Source organism: Priestia koreensis (assembly GCF_001274935.1).
GTDB lineage: Bacteria > Bacillota > Bacilli > Bacillales > Bacillaceae_H > Bacillus_AG > Bacillus_AG koreensis.
Genome location: NZ_LILC01000016.1, coordinates 39,994 through 55,326 on the forward strand (window position 1 = coordinate 39,994; position 15,333 = coordinate 55,326).

The following is a 15,333-nucleotide window of genomic DNA, read 5'->3' on the forward strand; positions in this document are numbered from 1 at the left end:
TCATCTGTACGGATTCAACTGTATGCGAAACAAATAAACGTCTTCTGAGCGAACACCATCCCTCGCGTCGTTACCTACTCATTTCTCTCGATAAGCGGAACAATGCCCATCCGCGATGCGGTAGCTTTCTCGAAATCATTCCATTATGTATAAAATAGCTGATAAAGAAGAGCCTTTCTCACATGAAAGGCTCTTTTCTATTAAATCTTCTTTTTCATTCCACAGTTTCGACATTCACGAAGAAAGACGAAATCTTTTACCGTACTTTTAAACAGTGCATTTCCACAATGATCGCAGCGCCCTGACGTTTTATCGGGCATTTCCTTGTAGTCATACACCTTCGTTAAATCGATGTTCTCATAGACGTCCATATTTAAACCTCTCTCTACACAGTCTCTTGTTCTATCATACCAAAAATACTGCAAGAGAAAAGCGATTTTTTATAGCGTTCTTCCGGCTAGCACCGTGTTCAGAAAGATGGCTTCATCGACCGTTAGCTTTTTCGTTTGTGCTTTTTTGACCCATTGATCGCTTGATAAAATCTTTTTATCGTACGCTGTTTTATAAATCGTCGCAAGTTCTTTCCATTGACTATCCGTTAATTTCATCACTCTTCCCCCCGGTGTCTTTGTTGTATTGGACGGTGCACTTGATTGTTCTGTTTTAATGGGCTGTCCTTTTGTCGTAAACCACGATAAAGGGAGCGGGCCGTTCAGTACATTTAAATCAACGTTTCCGTCAATACCAGCTACTCTTCCTGCTTGGGTATACTGCCATAAATCACACGGCATGTCCGGGCGATTACTATGTGGAATACCGCGGTCACTTCCGGAATAGCGCGGAATCCAGAGAAAGTCTGCCTCAATTTGCCCCATGTTGTACTCTTTATAAAAAGAATGACCGGTATACAACCCTACCTTCCATCCCTTTTGCTTACAGGCGAGGATAAATGCCTGTGTGGCAGGAATAATCTCAGAAGATCTTGTTAAGGTCATCTCTTCCACGTCTACAACTAAAAACTTTGCCCCTGCATCTGCGCGCTCCATAAATAAACGCGCCTCTTGAATTGCAGCCCCAATCGTTTTATACCTGGCATATGCGTAGTGTCCAAACGGAATGTTGTATTTTTTGCAGCCTTGTACATATTCTTTGTATCGCTTATCAACCGTTTGAGCCCCATACTGTACACGGATGATCGCCAAATCAATTTCTTTACTTGCCCTCGCAAAATCAATCGCTCCTTGGTAATAAGAGAGATCTACAATCTTCCCCATTCAAGCGACTCCTCTCTACTCTTTTCTCTACTGTAATCACTTATAGTAGTATATGTGCATTTGATAGAGTAGGTTTGGGTACAATCAAAAAAATAGAGCCCCTTTTTGAAAAAGGAACTCTACTTATTAAAAAGATAGTTTCTCCGCTTCTATCAAGCGCGCAAACCATGTTAAAGTCTGGTTGTGATGATGAATAATTTGAGAGGCGCTGAGACCATTTGCATCCCACGTGCTGTGCCCATCAGAAACGAGCGTTACGTCATATCCAAGGCTAAAAGCGCTTCGACATGTGGTATCCACACATACCTCAGACTGAATCCCTGTTAAAATTACGTGCTGAATGTTTCGCTGTTTTAATTCCTCATGGAGTGTCGTCTCGTAAAAGGCATCTGGCGTTCGTTTATGTATGATAACCTCTTCGTCTGTTGGTGCGATGCGAGGGTGAATGCGCCAATTCTCCGTTCCCCTTTCTAACAGTCTTCCTGTACCTGCATTGTGCTGAACATAGAAGATAGGCATTCCCACCGCTCTTGCCTGCTCGATCAGATGTTCAATTTTAGTCAAAAGCGCTTCCCCTTCAAACACGGGGTTTTCTTCTAAAAACATCCCTACTTGCACGTCAATAATAAGAAGAGCTGAATGATCCATTTAACATACACCACCTGTTTCTTTTAATGTCTACCCCAGAAAAAAGAGACGGCGATTAAAACGACTAGTGAGAACGCCGTCTGTAATCCGGTAAGAATTAAATCCTTCTTCCACGTATTTACTTTCGGAGAACGATGAAGCACTCGATGAAAGATGAGAAAAAGAACCCACCAGAATAAAAAGACGTACACGCCCTCTAAAAAGGTACCAATAACCAATCCCCCAATCCCCCCTTATCTTGCCACTCTCGTATACCTTATTTTACCATAAATAAACGAAAAAGGCTGATTATTCAACAACCGACTTCATGAGCATTTTTTAGGTTTGTTTATTTACAGATGTGGTATCCTAATCAATACATTCGATCCTTAAAACAAGGAGTATGATAAAAATGAAGAAATCAGTAAAAGTTGGCATTGGACTCGCAGGAGCTAGTCTTGTCGGATTAGGCTATTATTTATATGATTTTGCTATTTCAAATAAGGAAAAGAAGTTCCTTGCACATGAAGAAGATCTTGAGGAATCAGTCGCAAAACTCGTCCAAGAAGGCGAAGATTGGGTGGCGACAAATCCAGGTGAAGAGCTTCATGCACGCTCGGTTGATGGATTACGTTTGAGCGCTACATACGTAGCACCAAACGCCCCCTCAAATCAGCTTGTCATCCTCGTTCACGGCTACGGCGCAACAGGAAAAGACATGAGCAGCTTTGGTTATGCTTATCATCAAAAAGGATTTCACGTGCTTTCACCAGACAACCGCGGTCATGGAAACAGCGAAGGAAACTACATTGGCTTTGGTTGGCATGATCGTCAGGACATTATGAAATGGATCGATGTCATGAAGGAGAAACTCGGTGACCACATCAACATTATTCTGCACGGTATTTCAATGGGTGGTGCTACCGTCCTGATGACAAGCGGTGAGTCGTTACCGCCACAGGTAAAATGTATAATCGCAGACTGCTCGTATACGTCAGTAAATGATATTTTATCGTATCAGCTGAAGCAAATGTTCAAGCTGCCGAAATTCCCGATTTTACCGATTACAAGCGTCATCACAAAACTAAAAGCGGGATACACATTCGGTGAAGTATCCGCGATTCGCCAAGTGCAAAAAGCAACCGTCCCCATTTTATTTATCCACGGCGATGCGGATACGTTTGTCCCAACGGAGATGGTTTACACACTATACGATGCGTGCCCAACAAAGAAAAAACTTCTTATTGTGCCAAACGCCGAACACGCAATGGGCTATTTCCGAGATCCGAAAACCTATGGTGATACAATCGAGGGCTTCATTAAAGAAGCAACGGAAAAATCCGAGCTTCTTCACGCCTAATTCAACTGACCCGAGACATAACCGTCTCGGGTTTTAAGTTTACCATAATATTATTATTGTTAATTTATTTGGAAATGGGCGTGAATGTGTTGTAACGCCTGAGACGTTTGAGAGTAAGTGAGCCACTTCTCATGAATTGTTTCGTGTTCTTCACTAATAACTTCAACTACATCCATGTCTTGAAGCACCGTATAAATTGGTTTCTTCACTTCATTTATTAAAACACCCGTCATTTTTTTCGCATGATCAGGTTGCAGATAAAACGCATAGTCTATTGCCGTTGCTCCCTTAGGAAGGGAAATAGGTGTGAGGCTTTTGGTAAACACAATGACTTGAGTCTGAAACAATTCAAACGCTAAAACATCCTGTAATTCTGTTTGAATAGGATACAATGAAACAGCTGGAATGATGGCATTTGTCAGTTGCTGAATTCCAAGGTCAGCTTTCCCCTTTTCAAAATAAGCAAACGCGCCCTTTTCTTCTCGTTTCTTTTCGTCTTTTGTTTTAATGCAGATGGTTACGAGTACTTCACCAACTAAAACAGTTGTCATTAGCTGTGAACAAAACAGCGATGTAGGGTTAGCTATTTCATCTTTGAACATCCCTTCAACGGGAGCATGAAGACGATGAAATTTGCCAAGCACTTGATAGCATTCCAATATGGTATGGGTAATCACTTCAATCTCGTATACATTTCTTAAGCATACATGTTCCTGCAAAAGTGAATAAGCTTCATAAATAGGCCGCTTTCTAACCGTCCATTCAGAAATTCCTTCATCATCCAATACCTTTTCCTCTACTAGTACACCTACTACTCGTTTCATTATTACTCCGTACTGATCAACGATTGTCTGCAAGACCTCGTATTTTTTCTGATTTATATAGTAAAAACCAAGCTCCTCTAGTTCCTTTTGCCACTTGATTAAGCCTAACCGCTTAGCAAGCGGCGCAAAAAACAAAAGCGTTTCATTCGCATACGGAATTCTTTTTTCTATTTTTTTAATACCCAGCGTACGCATGTTGTGGAGACGATCAGCTATTTTAACGAGCAGCACTCGAATATCTTCCGTTGCAGTACACAAGAGCTTGTTGGCATTTACTGCTGCTCGTTCTTCCTTAGAAAATGTCCCTTTCGTTATTTTTGTAACGCCTTCTACAACAAGCGAAACATCATCGCCAAACAATTGACGAATGTCAGAAAGCGTATAATCTGTATCTTCTACTACGTCATGTAGAAGTGCTGCACAAACAGTGATGGCGTCTGCCCCATACTCCATTACAATTTCACACACATGATACGGGTGCATCACATATGCTTCCCCTGTCATCCTCTTCTGCCCATGATGAGCTCTTTCTGCAAATACGATCGCTTTTTTCACGAGAAGGCGATCTTCTTCGTCTAGATAAACAGATCGCTCTCTCAATGAGCGTTTCATATCCATCAACATGTGTCTCTCATCCTTTTTTATTTTTGGTTAATATTACCATAAAGTTGTGCTGTTTACACCTGCTTTTTCTCCTGTTATAGTATGACTTTGTGAAGTTTTGAGCGTTAATGTGTGCACATGCATTGACATATCGAAAAAAGTAGATATAATGTGACACATGATGAATAAAAAAATTTTTAAAGCACTGTCCAATGATACGCGGTTAGAAATCCTTGACTGGTTGAAAAATCCTCATGAGCATTTCGATAAACCAGAAGCATTGTTATCGAAAAATTTGAGTGATAAGGGTGGCGTATGTGTAGGAGATATTCAAGAGAAATCAGGATTATCTCAGTCAACGATTTCATCATACTTGTTCATGCTTCAAGAAGCAGGCTTATTAGAGTCAGAGCGTCATGGGAAATGGACGTATTATCGCCGAAACGAAGAGGCGATTAAACGTTTAGCTGATGACATAAAGGAACGGCTTTAGGCTGTCCCTTACAGGCTTTCATATCTATTTATTTCGATATATAGATTTATAAACCAACAAAAGAAGGAGGATCACCCTGTGAACAAAATTATTTTTTACGTACTTGCACTCGTTGCCGGAATGCTGCTTAGTACAGAAGGAGCCATTTACGGTGAGCTAGGAAAGATTATCGGTAAGTTTGAAAGCAGCTTTTATAATTTCTTTGTCGGTAGTATTATTTTATTCCTAATTATTATGTTCTTCGGAAAAGGAGAACTTAGTCAAACCTTTAAAGTACCACGCTGGTACCTATTGGGCGGTATATTTGGCGTCGGGTATTTAAGTATTCTTGTATTTGGAATTCCAAAGGTTGGCGTCGGGATCTCAATGATTGCGGTTGTCGTTGGACAAATGATCGCAAGTATTCTGATTGAACACTTTGGTTGGATGGGCAGTAAAAAGCGTAAAATTACGCCAAAACGTGGGTTAGCCATTCTCTTTATGCTTGTTGCATTATTCTTTATTTACTAGGAGGCGAATCGAGTTGACAATTATACCTGTACTTCTCACTTTCTTAGGCGGTGTCCTACTAAGTGGGCAATCTTCTGTGAACGGAAAACTGAGTAATCGTATTGGAACACTAGAAACTGCTTTTATTACCTTTATGAGTGGTTCTCTATTTTTAGCCCTATGGCTTATTTTCTTCGGAGACGGAAATTTACTAAACATCGCGCACGCACCGAAATGGCAGCTTATTGCCGTATTCTTCGGCGTCGGCTATTTATTTTTAACCATTCTAGCTGTCCCAAAAATTGGCGTTACCGCTGCGAACATTACGGCGATCGTCGGACAAATTGGCGCTGGGTTTATCATTGACCAATTCGGCTTATTTGGCGGCGAAGTCATTCACTTTGACTGGTCTCGCCTAGTCGGCCTGATCTTCATGCTACTAGCACTCGTACTCATCTTTAGTGATAACGAGGGCTCAAAATCATCATGATTGAAAAAGAAACGATCCGATAAGATGGATCGTTTCTTTTTTATGACTAAAAAATGTATTGATCTTCTCTCCTCTACCATTTAGTCTGAAGATATACATATTATTCTATCTGCTAGGACGACTACTTCTAAAAGGAGACTTGCTATGATTATTCGAGAAATGGAACCAAAAGACAATGCCGTCGTAAAAGAAATTATTCAACACTCTCTCAAATCACTTGGCTTAGACATCCCTGGCACCGCCTACTTTGATCCTCAGCTAGACGATCTGCATCATTACTATACTCATTTATCAAACGCTCACTATTGGGTTGTCGAAGTAGCAGGCACTGTTGTAGGTGGGGTTGGGATTGCTCCGTTTGATGAAGCAGACGGCGTTTGTGAACTTCAAAAGCTTTACTTAACGCCAGACGTTCAAGGTCTCGGCTTAGCAAAAAAGCTAATGGAGACAGCGCTCGATTTTGCAAGCAAGCACTATGATAAATGCTACTTAGAAACACAGCACGCCCTAGCACCCGCATGTCGTTTATACGAAAAATATGGCTTCTCTCTGCTCGAAACACCACTACAAGGATCTGAACATTCAGCCATGGATGCATGGTATTTAAAAGATCTTCGTAAAAAAGCCGTGCAATAAGTTTATTGACTAGCCAATATGTGAACGAATAGAAAAGAGCTCATCGCAGAAAGCGATGAGCTTTTTCATTTATTCAAATAAAGTTTAAAGCACTATGCCGCATCATCACAGACTGCCCTAATGAAAGCCCTATAATCGGACATACTAACCATAGCCTATCATTGAAAGGAGTTTGACTCGTTGATTGCTCTCATTTTGAAATTAACACTTTCCTTTTTTGCCGTGATGAATCCGCTCGGAAATATTCCAATTTTTATTACTTTAACGAACGGTTATTCCGTAGAAGAAAAACGACGTAATGCGCGAAAAGCGGCCGTGATCTCGTTCATTATTTTGACCGTCTTTTTAGTGCTCGGAAAATACATTTTTTCAATGTTTGGCATTACGATCCATGCTTTTCGAGTCGCAGGCGGTATTTTAATTTTCGGCATCGCCTATAACCTGCTACAGGCAAAGCACTCTAGTGCCCAAAGCCCTCATCCTCATGAACAAAAAGAAGCGGAGAATCAAAATGATATTTCAATTACCCCCCTTGCAATTCCAATTATGGCTGGACCAGGGACGATTGCCACCGTTATGTCACACAGCACATCCTATCACCTTGAAAAAATGATCAGCGTTTTTATTAGCTACACGCTCATTCTTGCGATTACATTTGTGCTGTTTTATTATTCAACGGCCATTATTTCAAAGCTTGGCCAAAATGGACTGAACGTCATTTCTCGTCTAATGGGGTTAATTTTAGCCGTCATGGCCATTCAAATGATTGCTGGTGGGATACACGGTCTGTTTCCTCATCTGTAAACAGGCAGCTTTTCCTCCTCAATAAATGAAAGAGGAGCAGATAAGCGTACATAGCTTTTGATGTGTTCATGAATGTTGGGATATAGCACCACTTGATCAAGCTGATCGAGTGGAATCCACTTCACATCGGTTTGGTTAGGATCTGGAGACGGGGACATTTTCGGCGTGCCCCCTCCCTTTCTTTTACAATCAAAAAAGAGTGTAAGAGAATGTGTTTCTCCGTAACGCGCCTCCGCGTGTTGAGGCGCGTATTCATATACAAACGCAAGAGAGGTTACGTCCACATCAATGGATGCCTCCTCTTTTGCTTCTCGTTTTGCGGCTTCCATTACCGTTTCAAATGGTTCAACTCCCCCACCAGGAAGGTTGTAGTGAAGGCCATTTTCATCATGAAATTCGACTAATAAAATGGACTCATTTTCAATAATGAGCGCGCTTGATCTGACACGAATGGGATACATGAACATCATCCTTTACGAGATATTATAAGTGATTATTTACCGTTCTTCTTTCTTTGATGGTGGTATTAAGAATGTCTGAGGGAAGGTGGAAACGTAAAAACAGAGGCTCTTTCTTTTGAAGCTCGGATAGATAAACGCTTGCGTATGAACCGATAATAACAAAGGTAGGATTTTCTTTGAGGTCTTTTCGTTCACTGATACTCGCTAAAAAACGAATATATTCTTTTGATCCTACCCTGTAATTCAGATGATGACGGTTAAAATACTGAATAAGTAAAAACTTGCCTTGTCCAATAGTAAAACGATCAATGTCGTCAGTAGACAACCCATGTTTAGATACTTTCGCTTCGTCCAAAATGGCTGTTTGATGAGAGCTAAGTGGATATAGAGACGCATTATTTGCTTGTTGTTCATTGCGAATCACAATAAACGCAACACTTCCCAATAAAACAACGAATATGAGAGCTAGCCTACCCTTTGTCACATTTCCTCTCTCCTTTATCACTTTTTTATCATTCAAAAGATGGACTACCTTACTCCGGCTTAGGCAATCGTTTGAATACCTTCGAAATTAAGTAGCTTGCGAGGTAGAAACCAACCAACAGTGATGTTAAGCGAATAAGAAATTGCAGAAATCCATTATCCACCAACTGAGCACCCTTATTCCCTCCCTAATAAACAATCGCAAAACAAAGTAGTGTAGCAAATACCAATCCGCTTGCCATTTGAACCTTTTGAATCCATGAAAGCTGCCTTAAAAATTCGCGTTCACGATAGCCTCTATAACACAAAGCCACAATCAATATAAGTACCAAGAACAAATCTGACATATAGATCTCTCCTTTAAACGACGAACAACCTGTTTTTTATGTAAAAACCTCGTATCAATAAGAAATGATGAGAGCCTGTTCGTTAAGGTGTTAAAAAATTTAAAACATCCGCGGTTAATTGTTTCTGAAATTGCTCTCGATCAAATTCTTTAGGGTCTTGAGAAGGTGGAAATGAAGGCGATCTCATCTCTAATGGAAACGGACTTAAAAACGAAAAGTGCCCTGCATTTTTGATGACCTTATGTTCAATCTGCTCACGATTTGTGATTCCTTTTAAGAGAAATTCAGCGTGAAAAGAAGGCGTAATGTCATCACTTTCACCTGTCATCATTAAGATGGGGATACGAACTTTTTTAAGCGCTCCTTCACTTCTAAACCACCCCAAAGCAGGTGCAAGTAAAATGACTTTTTTGATGCGTTCATCTGCTTCTACGTCTATCATTTGAGGCATTTGATTCTCCGTTTCCCAAGGAAGAGTCGTTGGGATTCCACCGACTAACGCAATTGCTGTATACCCACCCATAGAATGTCCGATGATCGAAATATCATCAAAATGAACGTGGTGTTTAAACAAATCGCTATTATAAAACCAGTCAATAACACGAGTGATATTTCGGGGTCTACTTTCTAAAATACTGGCGGAGTTTGCTGAATGATTGTCATGGATATTATTAAATGGATGCTCTGGCATCGCCACAATAAATCCATTCTGAGCTAAGCTTCTAGCTAAATCTCTGTAGACGAGCGGCGTTCCCCCACTGCCATGAGAGATGATGACGAGTGGGTGCGCGCCACCTATTACCTCTGCATGCATTGAAACGTTTAATTTATAAGGCCCTATGTTCTCTTCTTTTTCAAGTGCGTCCGTCGGATACAAGACGAGCATAGGAAACGTCACCCCTAAATGCTCATCGCTAACATCCACTTTCCGGAAACCGGCAAACTTTGTATGTTCCTTGCTATTTTTCAATACATAACCTCCGCAAAATAGATATTCGTAGCTACTTCATGCTTTAATAAAAAACAGCAGCACACGTAGTAACAAACGAGCGAGTACAACGACTACGACAATCCAGATAAACTGAACAATCACTTGCACCGCATTAAATCGGCATAAGCTCGCAAGCCATACGCCTCCGTAATGAATTGCCGCTACAGATAAACCGAGTACAATCAAAAAAGCTACACTAATAAACGCCTTTTTCATGAAGGTTAACGTCTTTAAAAATTCTTTGTTTTGATACACTTTATTTCCGAGCGCCATTAAAAATAGCGCCACCATAATTAGATCTTTCATCATTCATTCCCTTTATTTATATTCTAAGTTGTCTTTTTACTAGATAACTATCTACCCTCTACCTTAACATAAGAAGTGACTGCTACGTAAACGAGCAGTCACTTTTTTTAAAAAAATTATCCTTCAAATACCGTAAACATCCCTGTCATATGTGGAGCGTGATTTTGAAAACCTAGTTTTTCATAAAACCCGTCTTTTCCTTCAGCTGAGAAAAGCCCAACAAAGGCGACTCCACCGTTTCGTCTTTGCTTAATATAGGCAAGCAACCGCTCCATAATTTCTTTACCGAGTCCTGTTCCTTGATACGTCGGATGAATGGCGACGTCCTGAACATAAAAATACATATGGTTGTCGCCTACAATTCTTCCCATTCCGACCGGCTCTCCGTCAACCGTTGCCACAACACCGTATAACGAATGAGCAAGCGATTGGCTCGATGTTTCCGTATGGATATTTCCCCAGCCAACTGACTCCCACAAAATTTGGTGCTCGTCAACAGTTGGCATACGCTCATGAATTTTAAAATTAGCCATCCTAACCTCTCCTTCTCTTTTTAAAGAATAAGCGGTTAACGACTACGTCACCGCTTTTAATTCATTCCGATTTTCTTCATGACACACACCACCTTTAAATGTTGATTATTTTCACCTAAGATATCCTTCTTTTAAGTACTTCGTCACCACTTCTTCAAACAGTTCCTCTTCCTCATAATGTGGCGTATGAGCGCTGTTTAAAAAGGTATAAACAGCTCCTTCTTTTGCACCTGCCACAAACACGTTTACTTGCTCTTCACACGTGACAACATCATATTTCCCGAGCAGAAGCAGCATCGGTACAGTAACATCAGCAAGAAGTGGAAGAAGCGATTGAAAAATTCGCCCTTCATCGCGCAGAAGATTGTAATGAATTTCTGATCGGTCATAGAAGATCTCCCACTCGTCATCGGTATAAACCGAAAAATCGGTTGAAACAGAGTTATGCCGTCTGTAAATTTCCATTCTCTTGTCGCCTAAACCTTGACTAAGATCCATATACCCCTCGACAAGCTCACGAGTCGAGGGATTCGTTTTCATAAAAGCGACGCATTTTTTCAATTCTTCTGTCTGACCGTATTGACTATAAAGACTAGCCGTTCGTTTCAGCAACGCTTTAGCTGTCAATGCAAAATCAAACGTTGGCCCTTCTAGGATAAGATGGTCAATCGATTGTGGGTATTTCAAAGCATATCGTACGCTTAAATACCCACCGAATGAATGACCAATGACGGACCATTTTTTAATTCCGAGCTGCTTACGAATACATTCACAATCCTCAATTAAATCCTCTAATCGTAGCGATTCGCCCGGGTTTATGCCTTCCGATCGGCACACACCGCGCTGCTCGATAATAATTACTTCAAAGGACCGACTCAAACGATATGCTTGATGATAGGAGAAATCATAACTTCCTTCACCAGGTCCCCCGTGTAAATACAAAATCGCCTGCTCATTTTCTTGACCGTAATGCTCGACAAATATCTTTTTACCATCACATTCGATATATTTCCCTTGAATCATACCTCGTTCCATTAAAATGCCTCCCTTTTCGTTTTGAATGATAAATGATGGCTTCATTTATAAGGAGGCGAACGGGCAGTGGCAATAACCGTGCGTTAATGATGATGCTCCAATGATTTCATATGTATCTTCCCTTCTATCCAAAAATTTGGGCGGCGATGCTGTACAGATCTCCATTTCTCTTGTCTAAAGAATTCACACCGTATATCATAATGGGTGGCTCGTTCACAAATACAAAGCCGCTTTGTTCAAGCAACTGTTGAAAGGACTTCTGTTCAGTAGGCACATCTATGCGTAGCTTTCCTCTATAACCTTGTACTAGATCACGAACGAGGGCCACGGCATCTTCTGCTGTAGGTGCAACAATCGGTCCTAAGATTAAATTCTGTGAGGTTTCGACAGCCAGCCCAAACCCGCAAATTTCTTCACTCTTTCTAAGCACTCTTCTCTTAGTAGCTTGTTCAATCCGTTTTCTCAAAAAGCTTTGCCGCTCGTCACCGAAAGCCTCGGCATCCAGCCTTAAAACGGATGACAAGTCTAATGAGTCATAAGGCTTTATAAAATCGTGTTTTGAATTCCTAACCGGCGCCACGCAAAAGTATTTACGAACCGCACTCACCGTTAAAAAGCCTAACTTTTCATACATCGGCTTTCCCTCTTCAGTAGCAATGAGCATCGCGCTTTGGTTTCCTAAAAGAGACAGACAATGCCGCATAATTTCTGTTCCAAGTCCCACCCCCTGATAATTTGGATGAACGATTACCATGCCAATGCATGTCATCTTTCCACCGTATGTGACGAGCGCTCCGCTTGATACAATCTCACCTTGCTCTGTTTGATGAGCAAATATTCTACCAGTACTCATAATCGTTTCAAGGTCTTCTCTATTATAATCCCAATCTATGGAGGATGATAATTGCACTAATGGTTTAATATGTATTTCATTACATTCAATGAGCTGAAGAACTGAAGCCTGACTAATCATAAAATACGTTGCAAATCCTTCCATCCATACGATAGTTCTACCATTGAGTTTCTGCCGATTTCAACCTCATCAGAACCGATCTTCTCTCCTCCAAGAGCCTCATAAAAGTAGCGTGCGCGATTATTTTCAACTACCAACGTTAACATGGCGTGAAGGCCAGCCTTCTTTAAATCACCCGCTAGCTGATACACGAGCTTTTTTCCTGTTCCACTTCCCTGGTAATCTTCTAGTATATATAAAGCATACATCTCTCCGTCATAAAGAGGAAACTTACCGGTGCGCTCCTTACCACCTGATGCAAAACCCACTACTCTTCCATCTGGTGATTCTGCAACGAAAACGTGTCCCTTTGGTATAGCACCTTCCCACATTTCCTGGCGCTTCCTATAAGACAGCTTATTTAAATAGTCCTCCGACACAATTCCTTTATACGTTGTGCGCCAGCTATCTACATGTACACGGGCAATAGACGCGGCATCCTCAGGAACGGCTCTTCTAATTTTCATAAAAAAACCCCCTCTTTTGTTATATATTACCACAAAAGAGGAGGGGGTTGACTCGTTATTTAAATGAACTTAGTATTAAGTTCGCGAGGGCCCGAGAGCCTGTTGGCTTTAGATGTACGCCGTCTTTTGCAAAATACTCTGGATGCTTAAGACCAAGAGAATGCCAATCAACTATTTTCACGTTTTTGAATTGCTGTCCTTTTTTTGTGATCATTTGGTTGACGACATTTTCCCATGAACGAGGTACACGTGTATTCACTAGGTAAATATCGGTATTCGAAAAGGCTTGTAGTAACCGATCAATTTGTTTATCAGTAAAGTATCCATTCGTTCCAAGCTCGATGATGACCGCATTCCCTTTTTGATTAAATTTCTTATATTGCAGAATGAGGGAAAGAGCTTGTGACATTTGGCGACCTACCTTTCCATCAATCGTCATATTCGGATAGGTACGACGAAGATCTTTTGCAATATCAAGCATCACCGAATCGCCAATCGCTAATACATTCCGGTACATTTTCTTTTTTGTTCCGGCTGTTTGGACTGGTTGCTTTACAACCGGCGCTTGCTGAGCAGGCTGTTTCGGTGGTGCTTCATTTGGTTGCTTCGTTGGCTTTTGATTTTCTTGTGCTGATGGTGGTTGCTCACTTGATCCTGTAGAAGAATCTGGTTTTGATTGTTTTCCTTCCTCTCGTGGATCGTTTAGACCATCCTGTACACCACTTACACCTTGTGTCACACTGCTTACTTTTATGGTGTGTTCATGAGCGGGAGTTACCCCTTGTGCAAGGCCAATAATCCCGGTTGTACAAATGACGAGAATAAGAGATAACACACCTGTCGAAACTTTTCGAATCATGATTAAGTTTCTCCACTTCATAATATTTTGCACGTACTGACGCAGAAATGCTCGAATTCCGTAAGTGCGAATTGGTACCTCAACAAAACGATAGGACCATTCTGCTAGCACGAATACAATTAATAATTGCAGCACAATATGCCAATAAACAGGATTTCCGATCTCTTGAATTGGGGTACCGAGCACGATGACCGGATAATGCCAAAGATAAATCCCGTACGACCTCGTTCCGATCCAGCGAAGCGGCTTCCATGATAACACCTTGCCAATGAAACTGCTTGGATGAACCACACATGCAATAAGCACAGCAGCATTCAAACAGAATAAAAACATACCGCCCTGGTAGACAAAGGATTGATATTCATTGACAACATAAAAACTCGCAAGCGTCACTAAAAGCGTTACACATCCTATTATATTCATAAATGCTTGTGGCACTTTCGGAAGCTTTTTAGTAGATAAACGCTTCATTGGCCAAATGAGTGCTAAAAAGCAACCAATAAGTAGCTCGAAAGAACGCGTGTCCGTTCCGTAATAAATACGACTCGGGTCCATCCCTGGTTCATACATCATCCCCATCGCCACAGCAGACCCAACCGCTCCAATAAGCACAACAGTGGCAAATTGCAAGCGACTTTTAAATAACGTTAATCCTGCGATTAATAACAGTGGCCAAAGAAGATAGAACTGTTCTTCAATCGCAAGGGACCACAAATTTTTTAACGGTGACGGTGAACCAAAGCTATCAAAATAGGAAACTTTATGAAAAATAAACCACCAGTTACTGCTATAAACTAAAGACGCAATCGCATCTCCGCGCACTTTAGATAATAAATCTCCCTTAAACAGTACCACCCATGCCATCGTCGTCATAATCATCACGTACGCGGCTGGCAGTAAGCGTCGAATTCGGCTGATCCAAAAATCCTTTAATGTAAAGGAGAGCTCTTCTCCCTTCGCTGGCAAGATAATAGACGTTATTAAGTACCCAGAGAGCACGAAGAAAATATCGACCCCTAAAAATCCACCCGTTGCCCATGTTAGATTTAAGTGATAGACAATAACTGCTAGAACTGCGAGTGCCCGCAGCCCATCCAATCCATAAATGTACCGATGCCCTTTTCCTTGTGACATATGTAAGTCCCCCATTCTTCTGCGCGATCTTCATGTTGTTCATTACCCGTTCAATGCTTTCTCTATAGATATTCATTAAACCGTTCGTTTTTGACATGCATCACC

General features: G+C 41.2%; 20 protein-coding genes. 6 read left to right on the top strand and 14 right to left on the bottom strand.

What is annotated here, in order from left to right; all coding sequences use genetic code 11:
• Positions 1-200: 200 nt before the first annotated feature.
• The 4 genes from AMD01_RS24500 to AMD01_RS13220 form a co-directional block, all read right to left on the bottom strand.
• Positions 201-371 carry a DUF8096 family protein gene (locus AMD01_RS24500; RefSeq protein ID WP_169775964.1) on the bottom strand — a complete coding sequence of 57 codons (171 nt, stop codon included), beginning with the start codon at positions 369-371 and terminating at the stop codon, positions 201-203.
• Positions 372-440: 69 nt separating this feature from the next.
• Entirely contained in the window at positions 441-1,274 is an 834-nt protein-coding gene (locus AMD01_RS13210; RefSeq protein WP_053401901.1) for a GH25 family lysozyme, read from the bottom strand.
• A gap of 126 nt (positions 1,275-1,400) precedes the next feature.
• Positions 1,401-1,922 (bottom strand): cysteine hydrolase family protein, encoded by a 522-nt coding sequence (locus tag AMD01_RS13215; RefSeq protein WP_053401902.1) that lies wholly within the window; start codon positions 1,920-1,922, stop codon positions 1,401-1,403.
• Positions 1,923-1,945: 23 nt separating this feature from the next.
• Positions 1,946-2,140, bottom strand: coding sequence for a hypothetical protein (locus AMD01_RS13220; RefSeq protein ID WP_053401903.1), 195 nt, complete (start codon positions 2,138-2,140; stop codon positions 1,946-1,948).
• Positions 2,141-2,313: 173 nt separating this feature from the next.
• Between AMD01_RS13220 and AMD01_RS13225 the strand changes: the two genes are divergently transcribed.
• Positions 2,314-3,261, top strand: coding sequence for an alpha/beta hydrolase (locus AMD01_RS13225; RefSeq protein ID WP_053401904.1), 948 nt, complete (start codon positions 2,314-2,316; stop codon positions 3,259-3,261).
• A gap of 59 nt (positions 3,262-3,320) precedes the next feature.
• On the opposite strand, the gene AMD01_RS13230 is transcribed toward AMD01_RS13225, so the two are convergent.
• Positions 3,321-4,703 (bottom strand): HD domain-containing protein, encoded by a 1,383-nt coding sequence (locus AMD01_RS13230; RefSeq protein ID WP_169775965.1) that lies wholly within the window; start codon positions 4,701-4,703, stop codon positions 3,321-3,323.
• 163 nt (positions 4,704-4,866) lie between these two features.
• Between AMD01_RS13230 and AMD01_RS13235 the strand changes: the two genes are divergently transcribed.
• The 5 genes from AMD01_RS13235 to AMD01_RS13255 all read left to right on the top strand — a co-directional run bounded on the left by AMD01_RS13235 (position 4,867) and on the right by AMD01_RS13255 (position 7,600).
• Positions 4,867-5,181, top strand: coding sequence for an ArsR/SmtB family transcription factor (locus AMD01_RS13235; protein ID WP_053401906.1), 315 nt, complete (start codon positions 4,867-4,869; stop codon positions 5,179-5,181).
• Positions 5,182-5,259: 78 nt separating this feature from the next.
• Positions 5,260-5,691, top strand: a complete 432-nt coding sequence (locus tag AMD01_RS13240) for a DMT family transporter (RefSeq protein ID WP_281176879.1) — start codon at positions 5,260-5,262, stop codon at positions 5,689-5,691.
• Positions 5,692-5,704: 13 nt separating this feature from the next.
• Positions 5,705-6,160 (top strand): DMT family transporter, encoded by a 456-nt coding sequence (locus AMD01_RS13245; protein WP_053401907.1) that lies wholly within the window; start codon positions 5,705-5,707, stop codon positions 6,158-6,160.
• 144 nt (positions 6,161-6,304) lie between these two features.
• Positions 6,305-6,796 carry a GNAT family N-acetyltransferase gene (locus AMD01_RS13250; protein ID WP_053401908.1) on the top strand — a complete coding sequence of 164 codons (492 nt, stop codon included), beginning with the start codon at positions 6,305-6,307 and terminating at the stop codon, positions 6,794-6,796.
• 180 nt (positions 6,797-6,976) lie between these two features.
• On the top strand, positions 6,977-7,600 hold the full coding sequence (locus tag AMD01_RS13255) for a MarC family protein (RefSeq protein ID WP_053401909.1): 624 nt from the start codon (positions 6,977-6,979) through the stop codon (positions 7,598-7,600).
• On the opposite strand, the gene AMD01_RS13260 is transcribed toward AMD01_RS13255, so the two are convergent.
• The 9 genes from AMD01_RS13260 to AMD01_RS13300 all read right to left on the bottom strand — a co-directional run bounded on the left by AMD01_RS13260 (position 7,591) and on the right by AMD01_RS13300 (position 15,228).
• Positions 7,591-8,061, bottom strand: coding sequence for an NUDIX domain-containing protein (locus AMD01_RS13260; protein ID WP_053401910.1), 471 nt, complete (start codon positions 8,059-8,061; stop codon positions 7,591-7,593). The genes AMD01_RS13255 and AMD01_RS13260 overlap by 10 nt on opposite strands.
• A gap of 22 nt (positions 8,062-8,083) precedes the next feature.
• Positions 8,084-8,545, bottom strand: a complete 462-nt coding sequence (locus AMD01_RS13265; protein ID WP_053401911.1) for a hypothetical protein — start codon at positions 8,543-8,545, stop codon at positions 8,084-8,086.
• 428 nt (positions 8,546-8,973) lie between these two features.
• Complete coding sequence (locus AMD01_RS13270; RefSeq protein WP_053401912.1) at positions 8,974-9,861, bottom strand: alpha/beta hydrolase family protein; 888 nt, start codon at positions 9,859-9,861, stop codon at positions 8,974-8,976.
• Positions 9,862-9,897: 36 nt separating this feature from the next.
• Positions 9,898-10,191 carry a hypothetical protein gene (locus tag AMD01_RS13275; RefSeq protein ID WP_169775966.1) on the bottom strand — a complete coding sequence of 98 codons (294 nt, stop codon included), beginning with the start codon at positions 10,189-10,191 and terminating at the stop codon, positions 9,898-9,900.
• Between the two features lie 113 nt (positions 10,192-10,304).
• The gene (locus tag AMD01_RS13280) at positions 10,305-10,721 is read right to left on the bottom strand and encodes a GNAT family N-acetyltransferase (RefSeq protein WP_053401914.1); all 417 of its coding nucleotides are present in this window, start codon (positions 10,719-10,721) and stop codon (positions 10,305-10,307) included.
• 111 nt (positions 10,722-10,832) lie between these two features.
• Positions 10,833-11,756 (bottom strand): alpha/beta hydrolase, encoded by a 924-nt coding sequence (locus AMD01_RS13285; RefSeq protein ID WP_053401915.1) that lies wholly within the window; start codon positions 11,754-11,756, stop codon positions 10,833-10,835.
• A gap of 124 nt (positions 11,757-11,880) precedes the next feature.
• Positions 11,881-12,753, bottom strand: coding sequence for a GNAT family N-acetyltransferase (locus tag AMD01_RS13290; protein WP_083446544.1), 873 nt, complete (start codon positions 12,751-12,753; stop codon positions 11,881-11,883).
• Positions 12,726-13,235, bottom strand: coding sequence for a GNAT family N-acetyltransferase (locus tag AMD01_RS13295; RefSeq protein ID WP_053401917.1), 510 nt, complete (start codon positions 13,233-13,235; stop codon positions 12,726-12,728). Before AMD01_RS13295 ends, AMD01_RS13290 begins: the two co-directional genes overlap by 28 nt.
• A 55-nt stretch (positions 13,236-13,290) precedes the next feature.
• Entirely contained in the window at positions 13,291-15,228 is a 1,938-nt protein-coding gene (locus tag AMD01_RS13300) for an acyltransferase family protein (RefSeq protein ID WP_053401918.1), read from the bottom strand.
• Positions 15,229-15,333 lie beyond the last annotated feature (105 nt).

Bases quoted from the DNA above. Each gene is read 5' to 3' on its own strand.
- AMD01_RS13210 (WP_053401901.1), bottom strand. From the start codon at position 1,274: ATGGGGAAGATTGTAGATCTCTCTTATTACCAAGGAGCGATTGATTTT.
- AMD01_RS13225 (WP_053401904.1), top strand. From the start codon at position 2,314: ATGAAGAAATCAGTAAAAGTTGGCATTGGACTCGCAGGAGCTAGTCTT.
- AMD01_RS13230 (WP_169775965.1), bottom strand. From the start codon at position 4,703: ATGGATATGAAACGCTCATTGAGAGAGCGATCTGTTTATCTAGACGAA.
- AMD01_RS13235 (WP_053401906.1), top strand. From the start codon at position 4,867: ATGATGAATAAAAAAATTTTTAAAGCACTGTCCAATGATACGCGGTTA.
- AMD01_RS13250 (WP_053401908.1), top strand. From the start codon at position 6,305: ATGATTATTCGAGAAATGGAACCAAAAGACAATGCCGTCGTAAAAGAA.
- AMD01_RS13300 (WP_053401918.1), bottom strand. From the start codon at position 15,228: ATGTCACAAGGAAAAGGGCATCGGTACATTTATGGATTGGATGGGCTG.
- AMD01_RS24500 (WP_169775964.1), bottom strand. From the start codon at position 371: ATGGACGTCTATGAGAACATCGATTTAACGAAGGTGTATGACTACAAG.
- AMD01_RS13285 (WP_053401915.1), bottom strand. From the start codon at position 11,756: ATGGAACGAGGTATGATTCAAGGGAAATATATCGAATGTGATGGTAAA.
- AMD01_RS13295 (WP_053401917.1), bottom strand. From the start codon at position 13,235: ATGAAAATTAGAAGAGCCGTTCCTGAGGATGCCGCGTCTATTGCCCGT.
- AMD01_RS13280 (WP_053401914.1), bottom strand. From the start codon at position 10,721: ATGGCTAATTTTAAAATTCATGAGCGTATGCCAACTGTTGACGAGCAC.
- AMD01_RS13290 (WP_083446544.1), bottom strand. From the start codon at position 12,753: ATGGAAGGATTTGCAACGTATTTTATGATTAGTCAGGCTTCAGTTCTT.
- AMD01_RS13275 (WP_169775966.1), bottom strand. From the start codon at position 10,191: ATGATGAAAGATCTAATTATGGTGGCGCTATTTTTAATGGCGCTCGGA.
- AMD01_RS13260 (WP_053401910.1), bottom strand. From the start codon at position 8,061: ATGTATCCCATTCGTGTCAGATCAAGCGCGCTCATTATTGAAAATGAG.
- AMD01_RS13215 (WP_053401902.1), bottom strand. From the start codon at position 1,922: ATGGATCATTCAGCTCTTCTTATTATTGACGTGCAAGTAGGGATGTTT.